Source organism: Pseudooceanicola antarcticus (assembly GCF_900215355.1).
GTDB lineage: Bacteria > Pseudomonadota > Alphaproteobacteria > Rhodobacterales > Rhodobacteraceae > Pseudooceanicola > Pseudooceanicola antarcticus.
Map to the genome: position 1 here is coordinate 506,086 of NZ_OBEA01000003.1, position 22,247 is coordinate 528,332.

The window sequence follows — 22,247 nt, forward strand, 5'->3', positions numbered from 1 at the left end:
CACCGTCCGGGCAAGCCGGCGGCGGGCTCAGCCTGCGGCGCGTTCCTCGGGGCGGAAGCCGATCAGGTCGGAGACAGAGAAACGGCCCGCCTCGGCCTTGCGGATCTTGCCGTCACGCAGCAGCTGGCCGAAGGCGCGCAGCCCGTCTTCACGGGTGAACCCCTCGGGTTGCAGCGACTTCACGCGGCTCATCAGCTGCGGGCGCGAGAAGAGCGGCTGGTGCTCCATGAACGACATGTAGGAGGCCGCGGCCTCCAGCATTTCCCCAAGGCTGCGCGCGCCAACCGAGGCGGCGTAATCGACAAAGCTCTGATCCGGCGCGTCGCTGGCGGTGCCCTCGGGCGTGGGGTCCTCGGCACGGGCCAGGTCGGCGATGGAGACGCGGCGCGGGCGGACGGGGCCGGGGCTTGCGCTGCCGGCGTCGATCCGTTGCTCGGCCACCAGCTTCAGCGGCGCCGGGCGGGCGAGGCTGCGTCGGGCCGGGGTGGTGCTTTGATGGGCGATGGCCGGGCGGCGCGGGCGGACCACCTGGGCCAGGTCCTCGCGGTAGGCGTCGGTGGTGTCCTCGCGCGGCGCGAAGTCGGAGCCCGCCTCGCGTTCGGCCTTCTTGGCCGCCACGGCAGCGCGCAGATGCGCCAGGGCCGAACGGCGGCGCGTCGAGTCTTCCTGTTCAAAGTGATGATCGGTCTCGCGCAGGATGCGGTCCATCTGCGCGCCGTGATCGGTGTCGCGCAGGCTGCGGCCGGGTTCGCGCGATTGCGGTGCCGGGTCCACCCCGGCCTCGATCTGTGCCAGCTCGCGCAGCAGCTCGTCTTCCTGCTCGGGCGAGAGCGAGCTTTCGGCGGGCTCGCGGCGCTTGACCTTGATCACCCGCGCCATGGGGCGGGGCGGGGCGGGGGCCTCTGCCTCTGCCTGGGCCTCGGGCTCAAGCCGCAGCGGGGCCTCTTCCGCCACCTCGGGCAGATCATCGGAGGCAAGCGGTTCAGGGCTTTCCTGAGCGGGTGCTTCTGCGGCTGAGGTTTCGGGGGCCACGGCTTCGGAGGTGTCGGCCTCCGGTGCTTCGACTGCGGTATTTTCGGCGACGGTTTCTTCAGCGGCGGGGGCTTCAGCTTCGGGCGCCTGGGGAGACTGCGCTTCGGGCAGCAGAGCCGCCTGACGGCGGCGCGCGACCACGTCGCGGATACGTTGCAGTTTCAGCGCCACATCCGTGGGGCCAAGGCTGGCCGGTGGCAGCTCTTCTCCGTCGTCGGGTTCGGCGCGGGCAATGGCGATGGCCTCTTCGGCCTCGGCGATGGAATCCCAGCCCTCGCCCGAAGGCGTCAGGTCGGGGGTCGCCACGTCTTCTACGCTCTCGTCCTCGATCTGCGTTGGGGCTTCCGAGACAGGCATCTCTTCCGCCAGTTCCTGGGCCTCGACGATCTCGGGGGAGGTCTCTGCCTCGGGGGTCACGTCGTCCAGCGCGATGGCGGCCGCGAAGTCTTCCTTGGCCGTGACCTCGTCGCGCAGAAGCGCCTCGATGCTGTCTTCGATCAGGGTTTCGGCCTCGGGACCCTCGGGGTCGCTCAGGTCGAGCTCGGGGGCGTCGACCTCGGGCAGGGTGAGCTCGGGGGCCGCATCCGCCAGATCGAAGTTGTCCTCGGCGGGGGGCTGGGGCGCTTCGGTCGGGCCGCTGGCCTCGACCGCGGCCGTGTCTTGCGAAAGCTGGGCGGTGTTCCCGGAGGCGGCCGTCTCCAGCTCGGGCTCGGAGGCCAGCAGGGCAGCATCGCCCGCAGCGGCCAGGGCGGCGGCGATACGCGGCGCGCGCAGGGGGCGCAGCGGCATCTCGTCGTCCGAGACGTCCTCGGCGTCGACCGCTTCGGGCTGCGGCTCGGGCGCGACCGCCGGGGCCTCGGCGACAGGCGCGGCGGGCGCTGTTCCCTCGGGCGCAGGCGCTGCGGCCTGGGGGCTGGCGGTCTCGGGGGCGGGTTGCGTGGCGGCGGCCTGATCCGGAGAGAGCACGATATTGCCCTCTTCCGTGCGCGCATTCACCCGGCGCGAGGTGTTGCGCTCGGCCAGGCGAGCTAGCATGTCGGCATCGGGGGTGGGGGGCTCGGCACCGAAGTAACGGTCATCGGCGGCGAGATCGCGGAAGTATTCCGCGATGGCCTTCATCGTATCGAAAGCGTCGTCGAATCCCTCCAGGGTACAGGAGAAGGTCCCATAGGAAACGGTCAGGATCTTGTTCGACTCTACCACTTTACTTCTCGCTCGTTCTGGCGGTACGGACCGCTGCACGGGGGGCTTTCTCACCTGCCTTGCTTAACGGGATGAGACACAACCGGACCGAATCTAAGGTGCAGAAGGTCTCATTTTGTGACGATATTGTGGTATCTGTCCAATCGGAGCCGAAAAACATGGGTCTTGAGACGGTTGTAGAGAGCGCGGGCCCCGTCGCGCTGATTGGCGGAGGGGCGGTGCCGGGCTCGGTCGCGGAACGGATTCTGCGGCTCTGCGGCCCGGTCGTGGCCGCCGATGGCGGGGCCGAGTACCTGCTCAGGGCGGGCCGTATGCCAGACGCGGTGATCGGGGACATGGACAGCCTTTCGGGGACCTGGGCACGGCTCGTCCCGGAGGCGGCGCTGCATCCCGTGGCCGAACAGGAAAGCACGGATTTCGAGAAATGCCTGACCCGGATCGAGGCGCCGCTGGTCATCGGCACGGGCTTTCTCGGGCCGCGTTCCGATCACATGCTGGCCGCGCTTTCGGTGCTGGCGCGCTTTCCGGCGCGCCGCTGCCTGCTGGCCAGCGAGAGCGACCTGGCCTTCCTCTGCCCGCCCGAGCTCGTGCTGGATCGCCCTGTCGGAGAGCGTTTTTCGTTGTTTCCCATGGGCTTGACCTCTGGCCGGTCAGAGGGGCTGGAATGGCCCATCGACGGGCTGGACTTCGCGCCCGATGGCCGCATCGGCACGTCGAACCGGATCTCGGGCCCGCTGCGGCTGCGCATGGATCAGCCGGGCATGGTGGTCATACTGCCGGTGGCGGCGCTGGAGGATGTGGCAACGTCGATTTGCGCAGGCTCCGCGCCATGGAGCGCTCGCGCAGGATGATGTAGAGGCCCGCGCCGATGGTCACCAGGATGCCGATCAGCGCCAGCCCGTCGGGGAAATCACGGAAGATCAGCCAGCCGATGAGGGTGGCGAAGGGGATCTCGAGGTATTGCATCGGCGCCAGGGTGGCCGAGGGCGCATAGCGCAGCGACCATGTCATCAGCAGGTGCCCGAAAGAGCCGATGAGGCCGATCCCGGCCAGCAACAGCAGGCTGCCCTCTGGCGGCACGACGAGGGACAGCTGCGTCCAGCCGGCCAGATGGGCGACCAGGGCCACCGGCAACAGCAGCCCCATGGCCATCACCCCCGAGGTCGCCTGCATGGCGATCGGGTCCACCTGCTTGGCGATCTGGCGGGTGACCAGCATGAACAGCGAGAAGAAGACCGCCACGCCCAGGGGCAGCAGCGCCGGCCAGCCGACCTCGGCGAAGCTGGGCTGGATCACCATCAGCGTGCCGACAAAGCCAACCGCGCAGGCCGCAAGCCGGCGGGGCCCGACCTCTTCGCCCAGCACCAGCCAGCCGAGCAGCAGCATCAGGAAGGGCATGATGAAGGCAATGGCAATGGCATCTGCCAGGGGCAGGTAGCGCAGGGCGGTGAACATGAAGCCGATGCCGCCGATATGGAAGATCGTGCGGTAGAGCGTGAACCGCGTCGCCCGCGCCGACATGCGCCAGCGGCGGCGCCCGAGAATGACGAGAGGCCCCAGGAAGAGCGCCTGCATGGCGAAACGCGCGGTGAGCAGGGCGAAGACGGGCATGACCTCTCCCAGCAGCTTGGCGAGGCTGTCGCCCAAGGGGGCCAGCAGGCAGAAGCCCATCATGAGGGAAATGCCCAGGAGGGGCTTGTCGTCGGTATTGCTCATGCCGAGACGCTAGGGGCGGGGCGGGGGGAAGTCCATGGGGGATGGGGGGCTGGGCGCAGGGAGCGAACGTTGCACTCGAAAGGGCGCGCGCCCGGAGCGGCTGTCGCTTTCGGCCCTAAGCCGACCTTCGCCAAGTCTGGCCTCGCTGCGGTGCAGCTTCTTCAAACTGGCCATCGGTGGCATCGTGCAACATGGCATGCCAAGGTCAGCTCCGCGGACTTTTCTGCCGTTCAGTTCACTTGTTGCAATGGCGGCTTTAGGAAAGTCCTACTGGAAACGGCTGATATCGCACACCCGGTAAATGGGTAAAGTGCAAGGACATAGTAGTTACTCGAAACCGAAGCTATACGTACCAGAATTTTGACCCAAGGCGGTGATCGGCGATGTACAAAATATTTCATGGAGACCTGTATATTGGAGACACGGATCTCGCGAAGGGCGGTGATGCTCCGATGGGGTGTGCGGAAGGTGAATTCCAACCAACTAAAGATTTTGTTAAGTTTCGAACGTCTGTGCCGCCGCAAATACAAAACGAACCGGACTACAAAATCTGGAATGGTTTGATTTTGAAGATGGAAGATGGGCGCAGAGTTCAGTGTATTGATGTTGTCCTGCATCTCTTTGAATTTGACGAAAATGACATTGAAATACTTGTGGATGCTCTTGGTGTTAGCGAACCATCCTATGCAACGTTGTTCCCGCAGCATGTTGAAGCCTACGAAAGCCAGTTCAGGGCATAGGTGTTTGATCCCACGGTTTAATGGTGTGATCCAGACGAGACAACTTGATTTCGTCTTTTTGGACTATGCTGGAAACACCGACATTCGCACACAGCGCAGAATCGAACAGTTTGGGCTCGAAGCGGTCGTGCGGTAGTCTGGCAGGCTCCTCGCCCAAATGAACCGGGTCCGCGGAGCGCTTCCGGCCCAGATCGGGCATTTGACCCGGGTGCGGCGAAGGTCGGCTTCGAGCCAATTACCGCATTTCTGCAACGCCGCGAACGTCCGACTTTATTGTCTAGCCTGCGTGGATGTCAGATCGTAGGTCGTATGAAGAGCGAGCAAATGTATTGCTGCCTAACCCTTGATCGCGTGGATCAGGTTCGTAAGCGTGACACTGTAAATTGAATTTTGACAGAGCAGCGCGGCTGTTTCTCCTCTGGTTGCGATTAAGGGTCGTTCGACTGGCTTGCCGCCGACTGTCAGTTCGACCAGCAGCCCTTCCCTCGACCTGAAATCAAAGAGGAATACGCCATCGCCGTCATAGCTACCGAAAAAGGCGATATGATTGCCACCAACCAAGATTGCATTGGCGCCTTCGACGGGGCACCTTTCAATGATGATCTCTGCGACCCTATTCGAAATTCGCGCAAGATAAAAGTCTGTATGCGGATAGATCCATATGTCGCCTCTCAGGTCCAGATGCATCGCGTAGAGATCGAAAATGTCATGGCCAGAGGAATTTTTGAAATCATATAGCAGGTCGCCAGTATCCGAGAACTCACGTAGTCCCAAGGGGTTCTCGTCAAAGTATCCGGTCCAAATACCATCCTTGCGATCGACGATGACATTCTCGATCGCGTCGCCCAATCGGAACTCGCGGAGAAGTTTCAAATCTTGCGAGAAAACTCGGGCGTTGCTTTCGGATTCTCTGCAACGACTATTTGTTATGAGCCATCGGCCATCTGAAAACCTCTGAGCGGCGGGAAATTGGAGGTCCTGGCGCTTGAATTCCAAAGGCTCATGGCAGACTCCGACGCAATCAACGAATACTGACCCGTTATTGTCAGGCCACGCAAAAAGCAACTCTCCACGCGCATCAAAATTAAGGGAACGGTAGACCTCGCTGGTTAACGGCTTGACTCCCGCTTGCTTCGTCAGTTCCAGAGTTGGTGTTGCCATAGTCATCCGTTCCTGAACGTGCTGCAATCAACACCTAAATCATTTATGTAAGACGTGATAGCCTGATGATCGCGGATGGATTAGATTATCCGTTGAAGCGCCGATGTCGAATGACAACTCCATCCCGCTATGGAGGCCTTGGTGCGATACGCAGCGAATGGCAGCTTCCCGCCCTTCGTGTCCGTGCCTGGCGACATGCTGCATCTGGTACAAATGTCTTGGAAAGGCTGGGTCCAGTCATTCGCTGCGACCGCCACGAGTGGCCGCTATGCGCAGGAAGCGGACATGCCAGGCGTGCTGTCTCCAGCCGCGCATTTAGGCGTTTCCGTGCCCTTTGTCGCCGTTGGCCAATGGGTCAAGATGCTGCGGCGCGGTCCGTCAGAGCCGCCATTCGATGCAAGGCCAACACCCGCTAGCACTTTGAAGCCGGATAAACGGGCCGAACAAGCGCTGAATACGGCAGGTTGAGCAGCTCCAAACACACAGGTCTCCGCCCAGTCGCTATCGGAGGCGTCGAGAAACCCGATCCTCTAATCATCACTCGAACCTTTGCTCGTCATCTCTGTCTATTTTTGCCTCGCGGTCGCGCTCTCTCTGTTCCACCTTTCTTTGCTTTGGCACCACCTCTGCAAGGTATTCCGCCACTCCTGGAATTGCTGCTTCGGAGATTGCTTCAAGCGCCGTTATCCGCTGGCCAACGATGTTTGCGCGACTGCCAGACCAACTCATTGGAACTATGTGTGCAACAAACACCGAAAGCACCTCGACCGGGTTCGGCGAGGCCTCGACTAGCGCCAAGCCTTGTTCCGTTAAGTTATCGTTTCCGCCATCGCGACCGCTTCCGAATGGTGAGATGGCTCGGGCAACCAAACTCCAAGCCGTGGCTTCGCCCGCGTTTTCGCACCAGTCAGTAAGATCGGTGGGTTCGATTTCAGAAAGTGGGTTCTCAAAGTGTGAACTGCCTTCGAAGGCGCGAAAGCGCTTGTAATCCTTGATGTCGCCTTGAAGAAGAGCACGTGTCAGGATGGAGTCGTACAAGAACTTGACTATAGTAGCGACAGCAGAGTCGAATCGATAGTAGTACTTTGCGGCGCCGTCTGCCGGGTCAAATAGGCTGTCGAGCAACTCTCCAATCGCCGCATCATCACAATCGTACTTGAGGCAGTGCCCAAGGACCCGGTTCATTCGGTAATCGCCATTTCCACCGGGGTCGTTGTCGTGTCCGAGTAATTGCTTTGCGGCGGCTCGTAGCGCGAGGCTGCGCAAGCGCTTTCCAAACAGTTCTTCTGTATCTTCCTTGTCTTGAAGTCTCATTGAAAGCCCCTCCAAAAGGGCGCTCTCGCCGCCTTCTTTCGTCACCATCACACTTGCGAGCTGTTCCGCTCTCACAGAACCTCCATTTTGATACTCGTCCCGCCACAACAGTACTTCGAACTCATGTGGATTGTCCGCGTCGCGGAGTGCCGCCAAGCAGCGCTCGAAGTCTTGATCAGAGAAGCTACCTTGCGGATGGAGCATCACGATGATTGGACGGAGTAAATCGTCAGAGGCGGCTTCATCTAGCAACATAGCGGTCAAGGCCTGATCGGTGGTCGCAATTTCATTCAAGGCACCGCACAGCACACCATAGTTAAAATGCTTAGTACCTAGGGACTTGAGGCCCTTGACGAGTGCGTCCCATGTGGATCGACAATCTGAAGAGCATCGTATCAGGCCTTCACCGAAGGGTAATAGGTATGGAGCCCAACCCGGGTTGAAAAAGCGATAGGCTTGCTCCTCAAGCATCCTGTCAGACTGCCGACAGCGGCAACCCAAGATCCGCGCTTTCTCACTTAAACGCTTGCGCGAAGCTTCATACTTCGAAGGCTCGTCAGGATCGAAGTCCTCGTCCAAAGACCACATATCGTTGCCGGGATTAATAACGAGAGCTTCGATTTCTGAAAGTAAGTCTTGTGGCGCAAGCTTCTCTTCCAGAGACGCAAGGAGCGCCGCTCCGCCTTCATCTCGCTTCTCTTCTGCGATCCGCCGATAATCAAAGTACAAAGCCGATCGCACCGCGTGCCAACCTTCTACCCAAGGCAGCTTGTCATTTATGGCTTTGGAAGCGCCGATGATTTCAGCACGAAGATCGGGGTAGCGCCAAAGTCCACGAAAGTTCGCGGCAAGGAGCCTTCTGCACGATTTGGAAACTGACTGGGAGTTGGATTGGGATCCATCGAAGGCGATGTCTATGAAAGTCCTAAACCATTGAAGCCTTTCTTTGAAGTTCGGATTGTAGCCGTAGTCTCGAGGTCGCGCCCCAAACTCGAACGAATTGTTGCCTGACCAACGGCTAGCCTCAAGTGCGGAGTCTAAGAGTTCGGCGCCAATCTGGACGCGCGTCTCGTTGCCAGAGTTCAAGGCAGCTCGAACGATTTCAGCCCTTTGGGCAGTAGTTGCATGAGTTCCAGATAGGTATGCTTGAAACAAACCCTTTAGCTTACTTCGTACACTATCATAATTGTTGCCTGGGTCTTCGTGGTCCGCTACCACCAGCATCGCAGTAACAGCGCGTTCAAAGAACTCAGGGTAATACGCAAGCCCCACCAATATGCCGAGCGCTACCGACCTAAATGAGTCTCGTGGTTCAAGAGCCGCCAAGGTTTCAGGATTTGAAAATGAAGTCTCCACCAACTCGAGTGCTCGAGCCGGAGAAACAGGCGCAATGTGCATCAGAAGTTCTCGACCATGTTCGTTCAAGGCCGACAAGTCAGATAGGAGGCCCCCGTCGGAAATCCATCGATCTACAATTTCTACTGCAATGGGGTGCTCGTGTAGGAAACCGAGGCGGCGTCCAAATGACTTTAAGAGTCGCGCGCCTGCCTTTCCCTCAAAGGTATCCGTGAGTTGATCAATTGGAATATTGTTAAGGGCCTCGGAAGCCAACCTGTTGGCAACCGCGTGTGGCAGAACGGCTCGCCAGCGCGACCTCTTCTGCGCAACTTGCCGATCAACGAGGGTTTGCGCTGCGCGATGCATTCGGAGCCTCGTCTGTTCACACAGCGCGCCCAGAAGTGCGAGCTCATCTACTCCTTCTTCGTCACTTTCGATTGAGAAGGAGTAAACCAAAGACAGAGCTTCGGCTTGCTCTTTGAGGCCGGTGTCAAGGTCGTGTCTTTGGTAAAATAGACGATTGAAGAGTTCCTCATCCGTCAACCGGCCAAGCGTCTCATCGATTGGTGCGGCGTCAGCAATCGCGATTGCGAGCCGAGCGTTTCCCTCTGAAAAATCTGCAATCTTTGCCGCGTTCACATTTCCCAGTTCGGGGTGCCTTCTGAGGAGTAGCTTCTTCGCAATTTGCGGCCCGAAAGCCTCCAACTGCACCACTTCTGTGGTCTGCGGCTTGTCCTCACGGATATCATACTCGACGGTAATCAGTCGGAGGGAATTCTCTTGCTTGGAGAGCCTCGAAGCCAGAGAATTGTGTAGGTCAGAGGCGCAATTGTCCAAAACAATAGTGGCAGAAACGTCCTGCGCAATCATTGCGTCGACTAGGGCGCGAGCGGAGGGTTCCGGTTCGTCGCTGATATCTGCATAGATCACTGAGGTGCGGTCCAAAGGAGCGTGGCCAACCCCGTCCTCAAAAAGCGCCTGCACGAAGCGAGATTTGCCAACACCTGAAAGGCCGGTGATCCTGATTGATTTTCCTGAAGTATCAAATAGTCTTCGGACAGCGTCTATGGCCTCACCAAGCGGTAAAGGCTGTTGAGAGGTTGAGGGAACGACTACTCTAACGCCGTCGTCCAATATTAGGTCGTCGTTCTCGTCTGCAGGAGTGGCGCTCCACCTCCCAAACGGACGCCACCCAGCAAGTGGTCTTCCAACCACCTCACGAACCCACATCTGGACTGCAGGATGCTGGCGCAGCCATAGGTGCAAGCGAGAACAGTCGTAGTAATCCACGTGGATCGCATTGGAATTATCAAGACCTACTAACGCCTCGGCCATGGCTTCGATACGGCGCTGGTATGTCAGCGGAGAACAGTCCTCGGTTGAAGCAATGATGTAAGAGCCACTGTTTTCAACGAGTTCATAAATGATGCGTTTCAGGGTTCCTTCCGAAAGCATTTCGTCCAGAATTCCGGCGCGTGCCATGCTTTTGGCCTTGGCCTGAAACACGTTGTCGGCTCTTGGGATGAAATCTCCGTCGAAGCCCTCTCGAGTTACCGTAACCCTGACATCCACGCCTCCATCGGGCGCTGTCAAAGATCCTGACCATCTCACATCACGCAAGTAGCCACCGCGGGCGGTAAGCTCCGCTTCGCACAGTCTGGCAACGAGTTCCTCTAGCTGACTGTCGTCTAGCTGCGCCAGCTCATCCTTTTTTGGTTCGAAAATTGGCAATGCAAATCCAACTCTGGTCGAGCGTCACTTAGACGCCGTTCAGAAGCCTAGCGTTAGAACAGTTAGTGAAAAAAAGCTACCCAGCTTAGCATTTAGGTGAGTCACACCTGCACACCATGACACTTTAGTACTTCGTAGAGTTTCCTGGAATGGGCCTGCAGTTCTCTCAGTTGGATAAGGTCTGCTTTCAGCGAGTACCCAGTCTCGACTCGGGCCTGCGGCGAACTTCTGGTTTCCGCTCATAGTGACGGCTCCTGCGGCCATGCTGCTCCTTGCACCCGTGGGTGCAAGCCGACGCTCGCGCCCAACTCCCCCTCAGCAATTCGGCACGTTCACTGCCAAGCCCCCCAACGAGGTCTCCTTGTAATGCTCGTGCATGTCGCGGCCGGTCTGGCGCATGGTCTCGATGCAGGCGTCGAGGGGGACGAAGTGGCGGCCGTCTCCGCGCAGGGCCAGGGACGCGGCAGAGACCGCCTTGATGGCGCCGAGGCCGTTGCGCTCGATGCAGGGCACCTGGACCAGGCCCGCGACGGGGTCGCAGGTCATGCCCAGGTGATGCTCCAGCGCGATCTCGGCGGCGTTCTCGATCTGCTCGGGCGTGCCGCCCATCACCGCGCAGAGGCCGGCGGCGGCCATGGCGGCGGCGGAGCCCACCTCGGCCTGGCACCCGGCTTCGGCGCCCGAGATCGAGGCGTTGTACTTGACCAGCCCGCCGATGGCCGAGGCGGTCAGGAAGAACTCGGTGACGCGCTGCGGGGTGGCCGTGGGCACATGGGTCAGCCAGTATTTCACCACCGCCGGCATCACGCCCGCCGCGCCATTGGTGGGCGCGGTCACGACCTGGCCTCCGGCGGCGTTCTCCTCGTTCACCGCCATGGCGTAGCAGGAGATCCAGTCGTTCACCACGTGGGGCGGGGCGAGGTTGCGGCCGGCTTCCTGTTTCAGCGCCTCGTGGATGGCGCGGGCCCGGCGGCGCACGGCGAGGCCGCCGGGCAGCAGGCCTTCGTTGCTCAGCCCGCGGTCGATGCAGTCGGACATCACCTGCCAGATGCGCCCCACCCCCTGCGACAGGTCGGGGCGGCCACGGGCGGTCTCGTTGGCGGCCTTCATCTGGGCGATGGTCAGGCCGGAGGCGCGGGCCATGTCCAGCATCTCGGCGGCGGATTTGAAGGGGTAGGGGACGGGGGTGCCCTCGGCCTTGTCCTCTCCCGAGGCGAGCTCGGCCTCGGTCAGCACGAAGCCACCGCCGACGGAGTAGTAGACCTCGGAAAGGATCACGTCGCCCTGGGCGTCGAGCGCCATCAGCTTCATGCCGTTGGGGTGGCCGGGCAGGGCCTCGTCGTAGTTGAACACGAGGTCGCGGCCGGGATCGAAGGAGAGCGCCCCGAGGCCGGGGGGCGAGACCTGACCCGTTTCCGATATCGCGGCGAGCGCCGCCTCGGCCTTTTCGCTGTCGTAGGTGTCGGGCAGGAAGCCCGCCAGCCCGAGGATGGTGGCGCGGTCGGTGGCGTGGCCCTTGCCGGTAAAGGCCAGGGAACCATGCAGCGAGGCGCGCAAACCCTTGGCCTCGAAGGGCGCGGCGCGCAGGCGGTCCAGGAAACGGCCACCGGCGACCATGGGGCCCATGGTGTGCGAGGACGACGGGCCGACGCCGATCTTGAAGATCTCGAAGACGGAAAGAAACATGAAATACCCCTGTTTGGCGCCAGCCTAACGGAGACCCGCCACCGGGCGCCACCGAAAGCGACCCGCAGCGGCGCGGGCGCGGCATCCGGCCGGGCCGGGGCCTGCCGCGCAGGCGCTTGCAGGGGGCCTTGGACCGACCCAGGCAGGGCAGCCAGCCTCGCGCGGGCAGATCGTCGCACTCCGATCGGATAGGCAGGCGATTCCCCTCTCGCATCCGACCCCCCAAATCCCTATAAAACCGACAAACAAAGGAGACCCAGGATGAGCTCAGAGCTTTCCCCGATCGACAAGGCCAAGTTCCTTGCCGCGAAACGGGCCACGGATTTCGTCGAGGATGGCATGCGCGTCGGCCTCGGCACGGGAAGCACCGCCGCCTGGATGGTTCGTCTCCTTGGAGAGCGGGTGCGCGACGAGGGTCTGAAGATCTCGGGCGTGCCGACCTCCGCCCGCACGGCGCAGCTGGCGCAGGAGGTGGGGATCAAGGTCATCACCCTCGACGAGGCGAAGTGGCTGGACCTGACCATCGACGGCGCCGACGAGGTGGATGGCGACCTGAACCTGATCAAGGGTGGCGGCGGAGCGCTGCTGCAGGAAAAGATCGTCGCCACCGCCAGCGACCGGATGATCGTCATCGCCGATGCGGCCAAGGAGGTCGAGGCCCTGGGGGCCTTCCCCCTGCCGATCGAGGTGATCCCCTTCGGCTGGCAGACCTCGCAGGCGCTGGTCGAGGAAATGCTGATCTCGATGGATGTGCTGGGCCGCGACACCACGCTGCGGATGAACGGCGACGCGCCCTATGTCACGGATGAGGGCAACCACATCCTGGACCTGCACCTGAACCGTATCGGAAACGCGCGCGAGCTGGCGCTGGTGATGAACCAGATTCCGGGGGTGGTTGAAAACGGGCTTTTCATTGATATCTGCGACACGCTGGTCATCGGTCACGGCTCGGGCCGGGTCGAGACCCGTGATATCAATGACGGCACGATCGAGGACATGCGCCTCGATTTCGTCGAGGACGACAACCTGTTCCGTGACATCTCGGACTGAGCCGGCCCCGCCGCGCGACCACTACCCCAAAAGGACCCTGCCATGAGCGCCGACAGCCCCTTCGACTATGACCTCTTCGTTATCGGTGCCGGCTCTGGCGGCGTGCGCGCCGCGCGGGTGGCCGCGGGCGAGACCGGCGCGAAGGTCGCCATCGCCGAGGAAAGCCGCTACGGCGGCACCTGCGTCATTCGCGGCTGCGTGCCCAAGAAGCTGATGGTCTTTGCCTCGGGCTACGGGCGCATGGCCGAAGAGGGCCGCGCCTATGGCTGGGACATCGAGGAGAAGGGCTTCTCCTGGGATACCTTCAAGACCAAGCTGGAGGCCGAGCTTGACCGGCTGGAAGCCATCTACCAGCGCCTGCTCGACGGCTCGGGTGTCGACAAGATCGACCAGCGCGCCACGGTGGCCGATGCCCATACGGTGCGCCTGGCCGATGGCACCACCAGGACCGCCAAGCATATCCTGGTGGCCACGGGCGGGCGTCCGGTGAAGCCGGATCTGCCGGGTGCCGAGCTGGGCATCACCTCGAACGAGATCTTCCACGTGGCGGAGCTGCCGAAGCGCATCCTGATCATCGGCGGCGGCTATATCGGCTGCGAGTTCGCGGGCATTCTCAACGGCCTGGGCAGCCAGGTGACGCAATTCTATCGCGGCACCCAGGTGCTGCGCGGCTTCGATGACGAGGCGCGGGGGCTGATTGCCGACGAGATGCGCGGCGCGGGCATCGACCTGCAGGTCGAGACCGACGTGGTGAAGCTTGAGAAGGACGCCGACGGCATCCGCGTCTTCGACACCAGGGGCCGCGAGACGGTCTTCGACGAGGTGCTCTTTGCCACCGGCCGCGCGCCCAACACCGACGGCATGGGTCTGGTCGAGGCCGGTGTCGAGCTGGGCCGTGGTGGCGAGGTCGTCGTCGATGACTTCAGCCAGACCGCCGTGCCCTCGATCTGGGCGATCGGCGATGTCACCGACCGCGTGCAGCTGACCCCCGTGGCGATCCGCGAAGGCATGGCCTTCGTCTCGACCGTGTTCCGCGGCGTGCCGCAGAAGCCCGACCACGCGCTGATCCCCACGGCGATCTTCACCCAGCCCGAGATGGGCACGGTTGGCATGTCCGAGGAGGAAGCCATCCTGAAGGCCGGCGAACCGCTGGAAATCTACTCCACCTCCTTCAAGCCGATGCAGCAGAGCTTTGCCGGCACCGCGGCGCAGAAGATCCTGATGAAGCTGGTGGTCGGCAAGCAGAGCCGCAAGGTTCTGGGCTGTCACATCGTCGGCCCGGCGGCGGGCGAGATGATCCAGCTTGCCGGCATCGCCGTAAAGATGGGGGCGACGAAAGAGGATTTCGACAATACGGTAGCAGTGCATCCGACGGCCGCCGAAGAGATCGTCACCATGCGCAATCCGACGCGGACCGTCGGCGAATAGCCGGGAGGACGCCGGCGCCGGGCCCCCTGGGGCCTGGTCGGCACGCGAAAACTTGAAACTGGTCCTCCGGCTGCACAGCTAGAGGGTAAGTATGTTCGACAGAAAGGCAGACAATGGCTGGACAGAATGGTGGCCCCTGGGGAGGAGGCGGCGGCTCGGGCGGGCGCCCGACACCGCCCTCGGGCGGCAATGGCGGAGGCCGCGGCACCGGAGGAGGCAACAATAACGGTGGTCGCGACGACAAGCCTTCCATTCCCGATATCGACGAACTGGTGCGCAAGGGCCAGGACCAGCTGCGCGTCCTGATGGGCGGCGGCGGTGGTGGTGGCCAGAACTCCGGCGGCGGTGCCCCCGGTGGCGGTGGCCCGCTGGTCTCGCGCTCCATGGTGGGGCTCGGCGTGATCGTGGCGGTGATCGGCTGGCTCTTTGCCAGTGTCTATACCGTGCGTCCCGACGAGCAATCGGTCGAGCTGTTCCTTGGCCAGTATTCCTCGACCGGGCAGCCGGGTCTGAACTTCGCGCCCTGGCCGCTGGTCACCCACGAGGTCATCGCGGTGACCCGCGAACGGACCGTTGAAGTCGGTGTCGGAGGCCGTGGCTCGGATGCGGGCCTGATGCTGACCGGCGACGAGAACATCGTGGATATCGACTTCCAGGTCGTCTGGAACATCACCGATCCGGCCCAGTTCCTGTTCAACCTGCGCGATCCGCAGATGACCATCTCGGCCGTCTCGGAATCCGCCATGCGCGAGATCATCGCTCAGAGCGAACTGGCACCGATCCTCAACCGGGATCGTGGCGCCATTTCGCAGCGTCTGCGCGACCTGATCCAGACGACGCTGGACAGCTACGGCGCCGGCATGTCGGTGATCCGTGTCAACTTCGACAAGGCCGATCCGCCCACCGAGGTGATCGGGGCCTTCCGCGAAGTGCAGGCTGCCGAGCAGCAGCGTGAACGACTGACCAACGAAGCCGATGCCTATGCCAACCGCGTCACCGCCGAGGCCCGAGGCCAGGCGGCGCAGCTGCGCCAGGAAGCCGAGGGCTATCGCGCCCAGGTGATCAACCAGGCCGAGGGTGAAGCCAGCCGCTTCTCCGCCGTGCTGGAAGAATACCGCAAGGCCCCCGGCGTGACCCGCAAGCGTCTCTACATCGAAGCGATGGAAGAGGTGCTGGGTGGCGTCAACAAGGTGGTCGTGGACGGCGAAGCAGGCTCCGGCGTGCTGCCCTACCTGCCGCTCAACCAGCTCGCGCCCTCCGGCGCGGCCAATCAGTAAGGGAGAGAGATCATGAACAAGACAACGATCCTTCTGCCCCTGGTGGTGGTCCTCGGCCTGGTGGGTTTCTCGTCCTTCTTCATCGTGGACGAGCGTGAAAAGGCGCTGGTGCTTCAGTTCGGTCGCGTGATCGACGTGAAGGAAGAGCCTGGCCTGGCCTTCAAGATCCCTCTGATCCAGGAAGTCGTGACCTACGACGACCGTATCCTGTCGCGCGACATCGACCCGCTGGAAGTCACCCCGCTGGATGACCGCCGCCTGGTGGTCGACGCCTTCGCCCGCTACCGCATCACCGACGTGCGCCAGTTCCGCCAGGCCAATGGCGTGGGCGGCATCGCGGCGGCGGAATCCCGGCTCGACTCGATCCTGCGCTCGCAGACCCGAGAGATCCTTGGTTCTGTCCGCTCCGACGAGATCCTCTCGTCCGACCGTGCGGCGCTGATGGTGCGTATCCGGGATGGTGCCTTCGACGAGGCGCAATCCCTGGGTCTCGAGATCATCGACGTGCGTCTGAAGCGCACCGACCTGCCCTCGGAAAACCTGGAAGCGACCTTTGCCCGGATGCGGGCCGAGCGTGAGCGCGAGGCGGCCGACCAGATCGCCCGCGGTAACGAACGCGCCCAGGAGATCCGCGCCGAGGCCGACCGTAAGCGGGTCGAGACCGTCTCGGAAGCGCAGCGGGAAGCGGATATCATCCGCGGTGAAGCCGATGCACGCCGGAACGCGGTCTTTGCAGATGCCTATGGCGAGGACCCGGAGTTCTTCGACTTCTACCGTTCGCTCACGGCCTATCGCAAAGCCCTGCGCGGCGAGACCTCGACCATGGTGATCTCGCCCGACAGCGAGTTCTTCACCTACCTCAAGGCCTTCAACCCCACCGGCGTCGACCTGATCGCCGCTCCGGTAGAGGCAGAGCCCGCCGCTGAAGCGCCCGAGGAGGTCATCGTGCCCGCCGAAGGCGATACCGCGACCGACGACGCGGCAGAGACCGAAGAGGCGCCGGTCAGCGAGTAACGCTCGCCACGGCCGAAAAACCAGGGGCTGGCCTTCGGGCCGGCCCTTTTTTCATGCGCGCCCCTGCCGCTTTTCCGGGCCGTGCGTCGCGCACGGGCTTCGGTTGTTACAGCCGCCATGCCGACGCGGAAGGCGTCTTTTCCGGATGACGTGATTTGTCACACCCCCTTGCAGAGCTGGCCTTCGGGGGCGGGAATGGCGATGGAAGTTTACGAAAAATAAGGGGAATTCGCGGAGGGTGAGGGGGGTCGCCTGTGCCCCGATTTCGGCAAGAAGCCTCTCACCGGGGTCTCACATCCTGTTGACGCCCTGCGACGGGCCTTTGTGTTGCGCGTCGAAGGACCTAGGTTAGAAACAAATCAGGCCGAACCAAGCTTCGGCCAGGGTTTCTTCAGGAAGAAGGAGATTTGGGAATGACGAGACAGGCAATGGCCCTGCGATCCCCCGTGGAGCGCGCAGTTTCCGGGCCGCGAACCGCTGCTGTGGCAGGCCGCATGACGGCACAACCGCTGCGGGGGCTCTGGCTCGGTCTGCTGGCGGTGGTGCTGCTTCTGGCCCAGGCGATTTCCGCCCGTGCGTTGCCCGACAGCTTCGCCGACCTGGCCGAGAAGATCAGCCCCTCGGTGGTCAATATCACCACTTCGACCACGGTGACCGCACGCGAGGGTGGCCCCTCGCCGATCGTGCCCGAAGGGTCGCCCTTCGAGGATTTCTTCCGCGAGTTCCAGGACCGCAACGGCGGTGGCGGCGAAGCCCGTCCGCGTCGCAGCCAGGCCCTCGGCTCGGGTTTCGTGATCTCGGAAGACGGCTACATCGTGACCAACAACCACGTGATCGAGAACGCTGACGAGATCCAGGTGGAATTCTTCAACGGTGACCTGCTGGACGCCGAGGTTGTGGGCACCGACCCCAACACCGATATCGCGCTGCTCAAGGTCTCGGCCGAGGCACCGCTGCCCTATGTCTCCTTCGGCGACAGCGACACTGCCCGCGTGGGCGAATGGGTCGTCGCCATGGGCAACCCGCTGGGCCAGGGCTTCTCGGTCTCCGCGGGCATCGTCTCGGCGCGCAACCGGGCGCTTTCGGGCACCTATGACGATTACATCCAGACCGACGCTGCCATCAACCGCGGCAACTCGGGCGGTCCGCTGTTCAACATGACGGGCGAGGTGATCGGCGTGAACACCGCGATCCTGTCGCCCAATGGCGGCTCCATCGGTATCGGTTTCTCGATGGCCTCGAACGTGGTGAAGCGCGTCGTGGCGCAGCTGGAAGAATACGGCGAGACCCGCCGCGGCTGGCTGGGTGTGCGCATCCAGGATGTCACCCCCGACATGGCCGAGGCCATGGGCCTCGAAGAGGCCATGGGCGCCATGGTCACCGATGTGCCGGAAGGCCCGGCCATGGAGGCCGGTGTCGAGGCCGGCGACGTGATCGTCAGCTTCGACGGCGTGGACGTGGCCGACACCCGTGGCCTGGTGCGCCAGGTCGGCAATACCGAGGTCGGCAAGACGGTTCGCGTGACGGTCTGGCGCAATGGCGAAACCGAGACGCTGAAGGTCACACTTGGTCGCCGCGAGACCTCGGAAGCCGCCGTGCCCGCCGCCCAGATCCAGGATGAGCCCGCGGCCCCGCAGGTGCTGGACATGATGGGCATGTCCCTGTCCGAGCTGACCCCGGACCTGCGCGAGCAACTGTCGCTGGAAGACGGGATCGAGGGCCTCGTGGTCACCGATGTCGACCAGATGGCCGAAGCCTACGAGAAGGGCGTGCGCGCCGGTGACCTGATCACCGATGCGGGCCAGCAGAAGGTGGCCTCGATCGCCGAGCTTGAGGCACAGATCTCGGTGGCGAAGGAGGCCGGTCGCAAGTCGATCCTGCTGCTGATCCGCCGCGAGGGCGATCCCCGCTTCGTGGCGCTGCCGCTGGAAGACAGCTGACCCCGAAACACTGTTGTTGAAAGGGCGCCTCCGGGCGCCCTTTTTCTTGCGCAGCCGGTGTTTCCTGGCCCGATGCTTCCCGGGATGGGGTGTTCACTGGCGCTGAAGCGGCGCTTGCGCCGCGCGTCGCCCAGCGATGGCCGACCTACTACCGATCCGCGCCAGCCACCTGCCTGCGGACAGCATGGCCCGAAGGCGCTATGTCTCGGCTACCCCCAAGCCCGGAGCCGCCCATGCACGACCAGTTTTCCGATCCCGCGCTCGCCCGCGCCCTGCTGCCCCATGCCTTCGACAAGCGCGACGGCGCCCATGACGAGGCCCATCTGCTGCGGGTCTGGCGCAATGCCCTGAAGATCCAGGCGGGCGAGGGCGGCGATCTGCGCATCCTTCTGGCGGCAACGCTGCTGCATGATTGCATCTGGGTCGACAAGGCCTCGCCCGAGCGGCCGCGCGCCTCGCGCATGGCCGCCGAGAAGGCGAGAGAGGTGCTGGCGGCGCTGGACTGGGACGGGGCAGAGATCGACCGTGTGGCCCATGCGATCGAGGCACATAGCTATTCCGCCGCGATCCCGCCCGAGACCCTAGAGGCGCGGATCCTCCAGGACGCCGACCGGCTGGATGCCATGGGCTTCATCGGCGTGGCGCGTTGCCTCTGGCTGGCTGGGGCCCGCGGGGCCGTCATCTGCCATGCCACCGATCCCGCCGCGGCAGGGCGGCCCCTCGATGATGCGGCCCATGCGCTGGATCACTTCCAGACCAAGCTTCTGGGCCTTGGCGACGGCCTGACCACTGCCACCGGGCGCCGCCTGGCCGAAACGCGCGCCGCCCGGCTGCGCGCCTTCTACGACGGGCTTCTCGAAGAGCTGGGCTGAGCGCGGCCGGGCAGCCCAAAGCGCCTGGCTGGCGCCCGCAGGGCCCGGCGGGGGGCTTGCCCCCCGCCCCCTCTATGTGCCGCCTCTGGCGGCTACCCGGCCTCGGGCAGATCCAGCTCTGCCAGTCCCAGCTGCCGCGCCGCCGCCAGGGACAGGATGCCGCTGTCCAGGCCCTGCGGCGCCTGGTAGGCGCGGATCGCGCGCAGGGTGCGGGGCGTCATCTCGCCATTGACGGTTCCGGCATAAAGCCCTCGGGCGGCCAGCGCCCGTTGCAGCGAGGCAATGAAGGCCGGGGTCATCTCTTCCGCGCAGGGCACCCGGAACCAGAGCTCGCGACGCTCGCGGATGATCTCCTGCCGGGTCTCGGTCTTGTAGATCGCGGGCTGGGTGACCCGACCGTCGCTATGCACCTCGGCGGGCTGCATCAGGATCTGTGCAGTCACGGTTTCGATCACCGCGGGCTCCACCTCCTTGCCCCAGCATTGCGAGGGGTCCGAGCCGGGCGGCGGGGTCTGGTAGATACGGGTGATCTCTGGCGTGCCGAGGGCGGGGAACTCGGGCAGGCCGGGGGTGCAGCCTGCCAGGCAGAGCAGCGAGAGCGACAGCAGGGGCCACCCGGAAAGACAGCGCACGGCCCGCGCCTGCGCGCCGGGAAAGCCCCCGCCTGCGCGCCAGCTGCTCTTGCCGGGGCCTGCCTCGTTCATCACTTGCACCTTCTGCCTCGGGCAGAGCCTAAAGCTTTTGCGCCCGCCCCGGAAGCGCCTTTGGCGACACCATTGCCGGGCCGCTGACAGGAGCGTGACGGAAAGGGGCTGGAATGGCGCCCCCGGCGCCGCTAGGTAGGCATGAAGCCCAAGGCAGCAGTACCGCACGACCCCAAGCAAGAAGGACCCGGCAGATGGCCAAGATCACCTATATTGAACATGATGGCACCGAGCATGTCGTCGATGTGAAACCCGGTCTGACCGTCATGGAAGGGGCCCGCGACAACGGCATCCCCGGCATCGAGGCCGATTGCGGCGGTGCCTGCGCCTGCTCCACCTGCCATGTCTATGTCGCCCCCGAGTGGGCCGAGAAGCTGCCCCCCAAGGACGACATGGAAGAGGACATGCTGGACTTCGCCTATGAACCCGACCCCGCCCGCTCGCGCCTGACCTGCCAGATCAAGGTCACCGAAGAGCTGGACGGCCTGGTCGTCAAGATGCCCGAGCGCCAGATCTGATGAGCCGCCGCCGCGCCATGGTCCTTTGCCTGGCGCTGGCGGGGCTTCTGTTGGCCGGGGTCGGTCCGGGCACCGCCCGTGCCGATCAGATCCGCGCCGCCAGCTACGCCGAGCCCACCACCCGCTATGCCCATGGTGTGTTGGGCGACAAGATCGAATACGGCGCGCTCGAGATCTCCCTGGCAAGCGGTGGCCGCCGTCTCTTCCGCCTGCCGAAGGAGCTGGTTTTCGAAGACGCGGCCCCCCGTCTGGCCGATCTCGACGGCGACGGCGCGCCCGAGGTGATCGTGGTCGAGAGTCACACCGCCCGGGGCGCCCGCCTGGCCATCTGGGGGCCCGAGGGCCGTATCACCGCAACCCCCGCCATCGGCCGCGCCTTCCGCTGGCTGGCCCCTCTCGGGGCTGCGGACCTCGATGGTGACGGGCGGACCGAACTGGCCTTTGTCGACAGGCCCCACCTGGCCAGGATCCTGCGCATCTGGCGCTACGAGGACGGGCAGCTCACCGAGATCGCCCGTGCCGAGGGCGTCACCAACCACCGGATCGGCTGGAGCCGCATCCCCGGCGGGCTGCGCGACTGTGACGGGCCGGAGATGATCCTGGCCGATGCGGAATGGACAGAGGTGCTGGCGCTGCGGCTCACCACCGGGGGCCGGGTGTCGCGCCGCGTGCTGGGGCCTTACACCGGGCCCGAGAGCCTGGATGCGGCGCTGGTCTGCGGCTCCTAGCGGAGGCCGACAAGCTGCTCGGTGGCGATCTGACCGTCCGGCAGGCCCTCGGGGCGGGGACCGCCCATGGTCCAGAGCACGAAGGGCAGGGTGGCGATGGGGAATACCTCGGGCTTGCGGAAGGGCCAGAACCGGCACGAGACGAGGGCGCCGGCAACGATCATCACGATGAGTGCCGGCAGCATCGCGTAGTGGCTGACCTGTTCGTCGATGGAGGCATAGGCCACCAGCGGCAGGAGCAGCACCCCGACCAGCACGAGGGCGGCGCCGATCAGGAAGAGGGCCAGCCGGGCGCGGCGGGTGTCTTCCATGTGGTAGGTCATGCCGGGGCGCACATGGCCCAGCCGGTTCGAGACCATCGACAGCAGCCTGAGGTATTCCGCAAGGTCCGGGTCGGTGTCCAGGCGGCGCGCCGTCGAGGAAATCTGGATGCGGGCGATCTGGTTCGCGGTCTCCAGGTCGAAGCGCATCATCCGGGTCGAGCCGGAGCGCATCTGCATCAGCGTCGCACGCTGCACACTGGGCAGGGCCACGGTGCCACCGGGGCCGGTCAACCGGTCCGCCTTGAAGGTCCACGTCTGGGGCCGCCTCAGCTTTGCCGGGCGGAAGGTGAAGCTTTGATCCTGGCGGGGCGCAGCATGGGAATTCATGGCGCCGGAGAGTACGCGAATGGTTGAACCGCGCAAGCGCTCATGGCTGCACCCAAGTGAGCTGCGACAAAGAGTGACACCAAATAGCGTCACCTGGTTCGGCGGGGCGAAACCCGCCGTCCACCCTTAAAAGACAGGGGTTGGC

The 22,247-nt window shown here is 63.7% G+C and carries 17 protein-coding genes; 10 read left to right on the forward strand and 7 right to left on the reverse strand.

Annotated elements, in window-relative coordinates:
- Positions 1-27: 27 nt before the first annotated feature.
- Positions 28-2,235 carry a hypothetical protein gene (locus CRO50_RS10325; protein WP_097145809.1) on the reverse strand — a complete coding sequence of 736 codons (2,208 nt, stop codon included), beginning with the start codon at positions 2,233-2,235 and terminating at the stop codon, positions 28-30.
- 158 nt (positions 2,236-2,393) lie between these two features.
- Between CRO50_RS10325 and CRO50_RS10330 the strand changes: the two genes are divergently transcribed.
- Positions 2,394-3,086, forward strand: a complete 693-nt coding sequence (locus tag CRO50_RS10330; protein ID WP_097145810.1) for a thiamine diphosphokinase — start codon at positions 2,394-2,396, stop codon at positions 3,084-3,086.
- On the opposite strand, the gene CRO50_RS10335 is transcribed toward CRO50_RS10330, so the two are convergent.
- Entirely contained in the window at positions 3,004-3,951 is a 948-nt protein-coding gene (locus CRO50_RS10335) for a DMT family transporter (RefSeq protein ID WP_097145811.1), read from the reverse strand. The two genes, CRO50_RS10330 and CRO50_RS10335, sit on opposite strands and share 83 nt — an antisense overlap.
- 383 nt (positions 3,952-4,334) lie before the next feature.
- Here CRO50_RS10335 and CRO50_RS19925 point away from each other — a divergent pair, with 383 nt between their 5' ends.
- Positions 4,335-4,691, forward strand: a complete 357-nt coding sequence (locus tag CRO50_RS19925; RefSeq protein WP_143516892.1) for a hypothetical protein — start codon at positions 4,335-4,337, stop codon at positions 4,689-4,691.
- Positions 4,692-5,027: 336 nt separating this feature from the next.
- On the opposite strand, the gene CRO50_RS10345 is transcribed toward CRO50_RS19925, so the two are convergent.
- The 3 genes from CRO50_RS10345 to CRO50_RS10355 all read right to left on the reverse strand — a co-directional run bounded on the left by CRO50_RS10345 (position 5,028) and on the right by CRO50_RS10355 (position 11,921).
- The gene (locus CRO50_RS10345) at positions 5,028-5,852 is read right to left on the reverse strand and encodes a hypothetical protein (RefSeq protein WP_143516893.1); all 825 of its coding nucleotides are present in this window, start codon (positions 5,850-5,852) and stop codon (positions 5,028-5,030) included.
- A 537-nt stretch (positions 5,853-6,389) separates the two neighbouring features.
- On the reverse strand, positions 6,390-10,235 hold the full coding sequence (locus tag CRO50_RS19930; protein WP_143516894.1) for a hypothetical protein: 3,846 nt from the start codon (positions 10,233-10,235) through the stop codon (positions 6,390-6,392).
- Between the two features lie 315 nt (positions 10,236-10,550).
- Positions 10,551-11,921, reverse strand: a complete 1,371-nt coding sequence (locus tag CRO50_RS10355) for an L-serine ammonia-lyase (RefSeq protein WP_097145815.1) — start codon at positions 11,919-11,921, stop codon at positions 10,551-10,553.
- A gap of 261 nt (positions 11,922-12,182) precedes the next feature.
- Here CRO50_RS10355 and rpiA point away from each other — a divergent pair, with 261 nt between their 5' ends.
- From rpiA to CRO50_RS10385, 6 genes are all read left to right on the forward strand, one after another.
- Positions 12,183-12,971, forward strand: a complete 789-nt coding sequence (gene rpiA / locus CRO50_RS10360; protein ID WP_097145816.1) for a ribose-5-phosphate isomerase RpiA — start codon at positions 12,183-12,185, stop codon at positions 12,969-12,971.
- Between the two features lie 42 nt (positions 12,972-13,013).
- Positions 13,014-14,399, forward strand: coding sequence for a glutathione-disulfide reductase (gor, locus tag CRO50_RS10365; protein WP_097145817.1), 1,386 nt, complete (start codon positions 13,014-13,016; stop codon positions 14,397-14,399).
- A 113-nt stretch (positions 14,400-14,512) separates the two neighbouring features.
- On the forward strand, positions 14,513-15,676 hold the full coding sequence (gene hflK / locus CRO50_RS10370; RefSeq protein WP_097145818.1) for an FtsH protease activity modulator HflK: 1,164 nt from the start codon (positions 14,513-14,515) through the stop codon (positions 15,674-15,676).
- A 12-nt stretch (positions 15,677-15,688) separates the two neighbouring features.
- Complete coding sequence (hflC, locus tag CRO50_RS10375; RefSeq protein WP_097145819.1) at positions 15,689-16,690, forward strand: protease modulator HflC; 1,002 nt, start codon at positions 15,689-15,691, stop codon at positions 16,688-16,690.
- Between the two features lie 494 nt (positions 16,691-17,184).
- Complete coding sequence (locus CRO50_RS10380) at positions 17,185-18,630, forward strand: Do family serine endopeptidase (protein WP_232617665.1); 1,446 nt, start codon at positions 17,185-17,187, stop codon at positions 18,628-18,630.
- A gap of 233 nt (positions 18,631-18,863) precedes the next feature.
- The gene (locus CRO50_RS10385; protein WP_198431761.1) at positions 18,864-19,502 is read left to right on the forward strand and encodes an HD domain-containing protein; all 639 of its coding nucleotides are present in this window, start codon (positions 18,864-18,866) and stop codon (positions 19,500-19,502) included.
- A 92-nt stretch (positions 19,503-19,594) separates the two neighbouring features.
- Here the strand turns inward: CRO50_RS10385 and CRO50_RS10390 are convergent, their stop codons facing one another.
- On the reverse strand, positions 19,595-20,206 hold the full coding sequence (locus tag CRO50_RS10390) for a peptidoglycan-binding domain-containing protein (protein ID WP_332835671.1): 612 nt from the start codon (positions 20,204-20,206) through the stop codon (positions 19,595-19,597).
- Positions 20,207-20,400: 194 nt separating this feature from the next.
- On the opposite strand from CRO50_RS10390, the gene CRO50_RS10395 reads away from it, so the two are divergent.
- Positions 20,401-20,724, forward strand: coding sequence for a 2Fe-2S iron-sulfur cluster-binding protein (locus tag CRO50_RS10395; RefSeq protein WP_097145822.1), 324 nt, complete (start codon positions 20,401-20,403; stop codon positions 20,722-20,724).
- On the forward strand, positions 20,724-21,452 hold the full coding sequence (locus tag CRO50_RS10400) for an FG-GAP repeat domain-containing protein (protein WP_143516895.1): 729 nt from the start codon (positions 20,724-20,726) through the stop codon (positions 21,450-21,452). The genes CRO50_RS10395 and CRO50_RS10400 overlap by 1 nt, the downstream gene beginning before the upstream one ends.
- On the opposite strand, the gene CRO50_RS10405 is transcribed toward CRO50_RS10400, so the two are convergent.
- Positions 21,449-22,006 carry a hypothetical protein gene (locus CRO50_RS10405; RefSeq protein WP_097145823.1) on the reverse strand — a complete coding sequence of 186 codons (558 nt, stop codon included), beginning with the start codon at positions 22,004-22,006 and terminating at the stop codon, positions 21,449-21,451. The two genes, CRO50_RS10400 and CRO50_RS10405, sit on opposite strands and share 4 nt — an antisense overlap.
- Between the last annotated feature and the right edge of the window lie 241 nt (positions 22,007-22,247).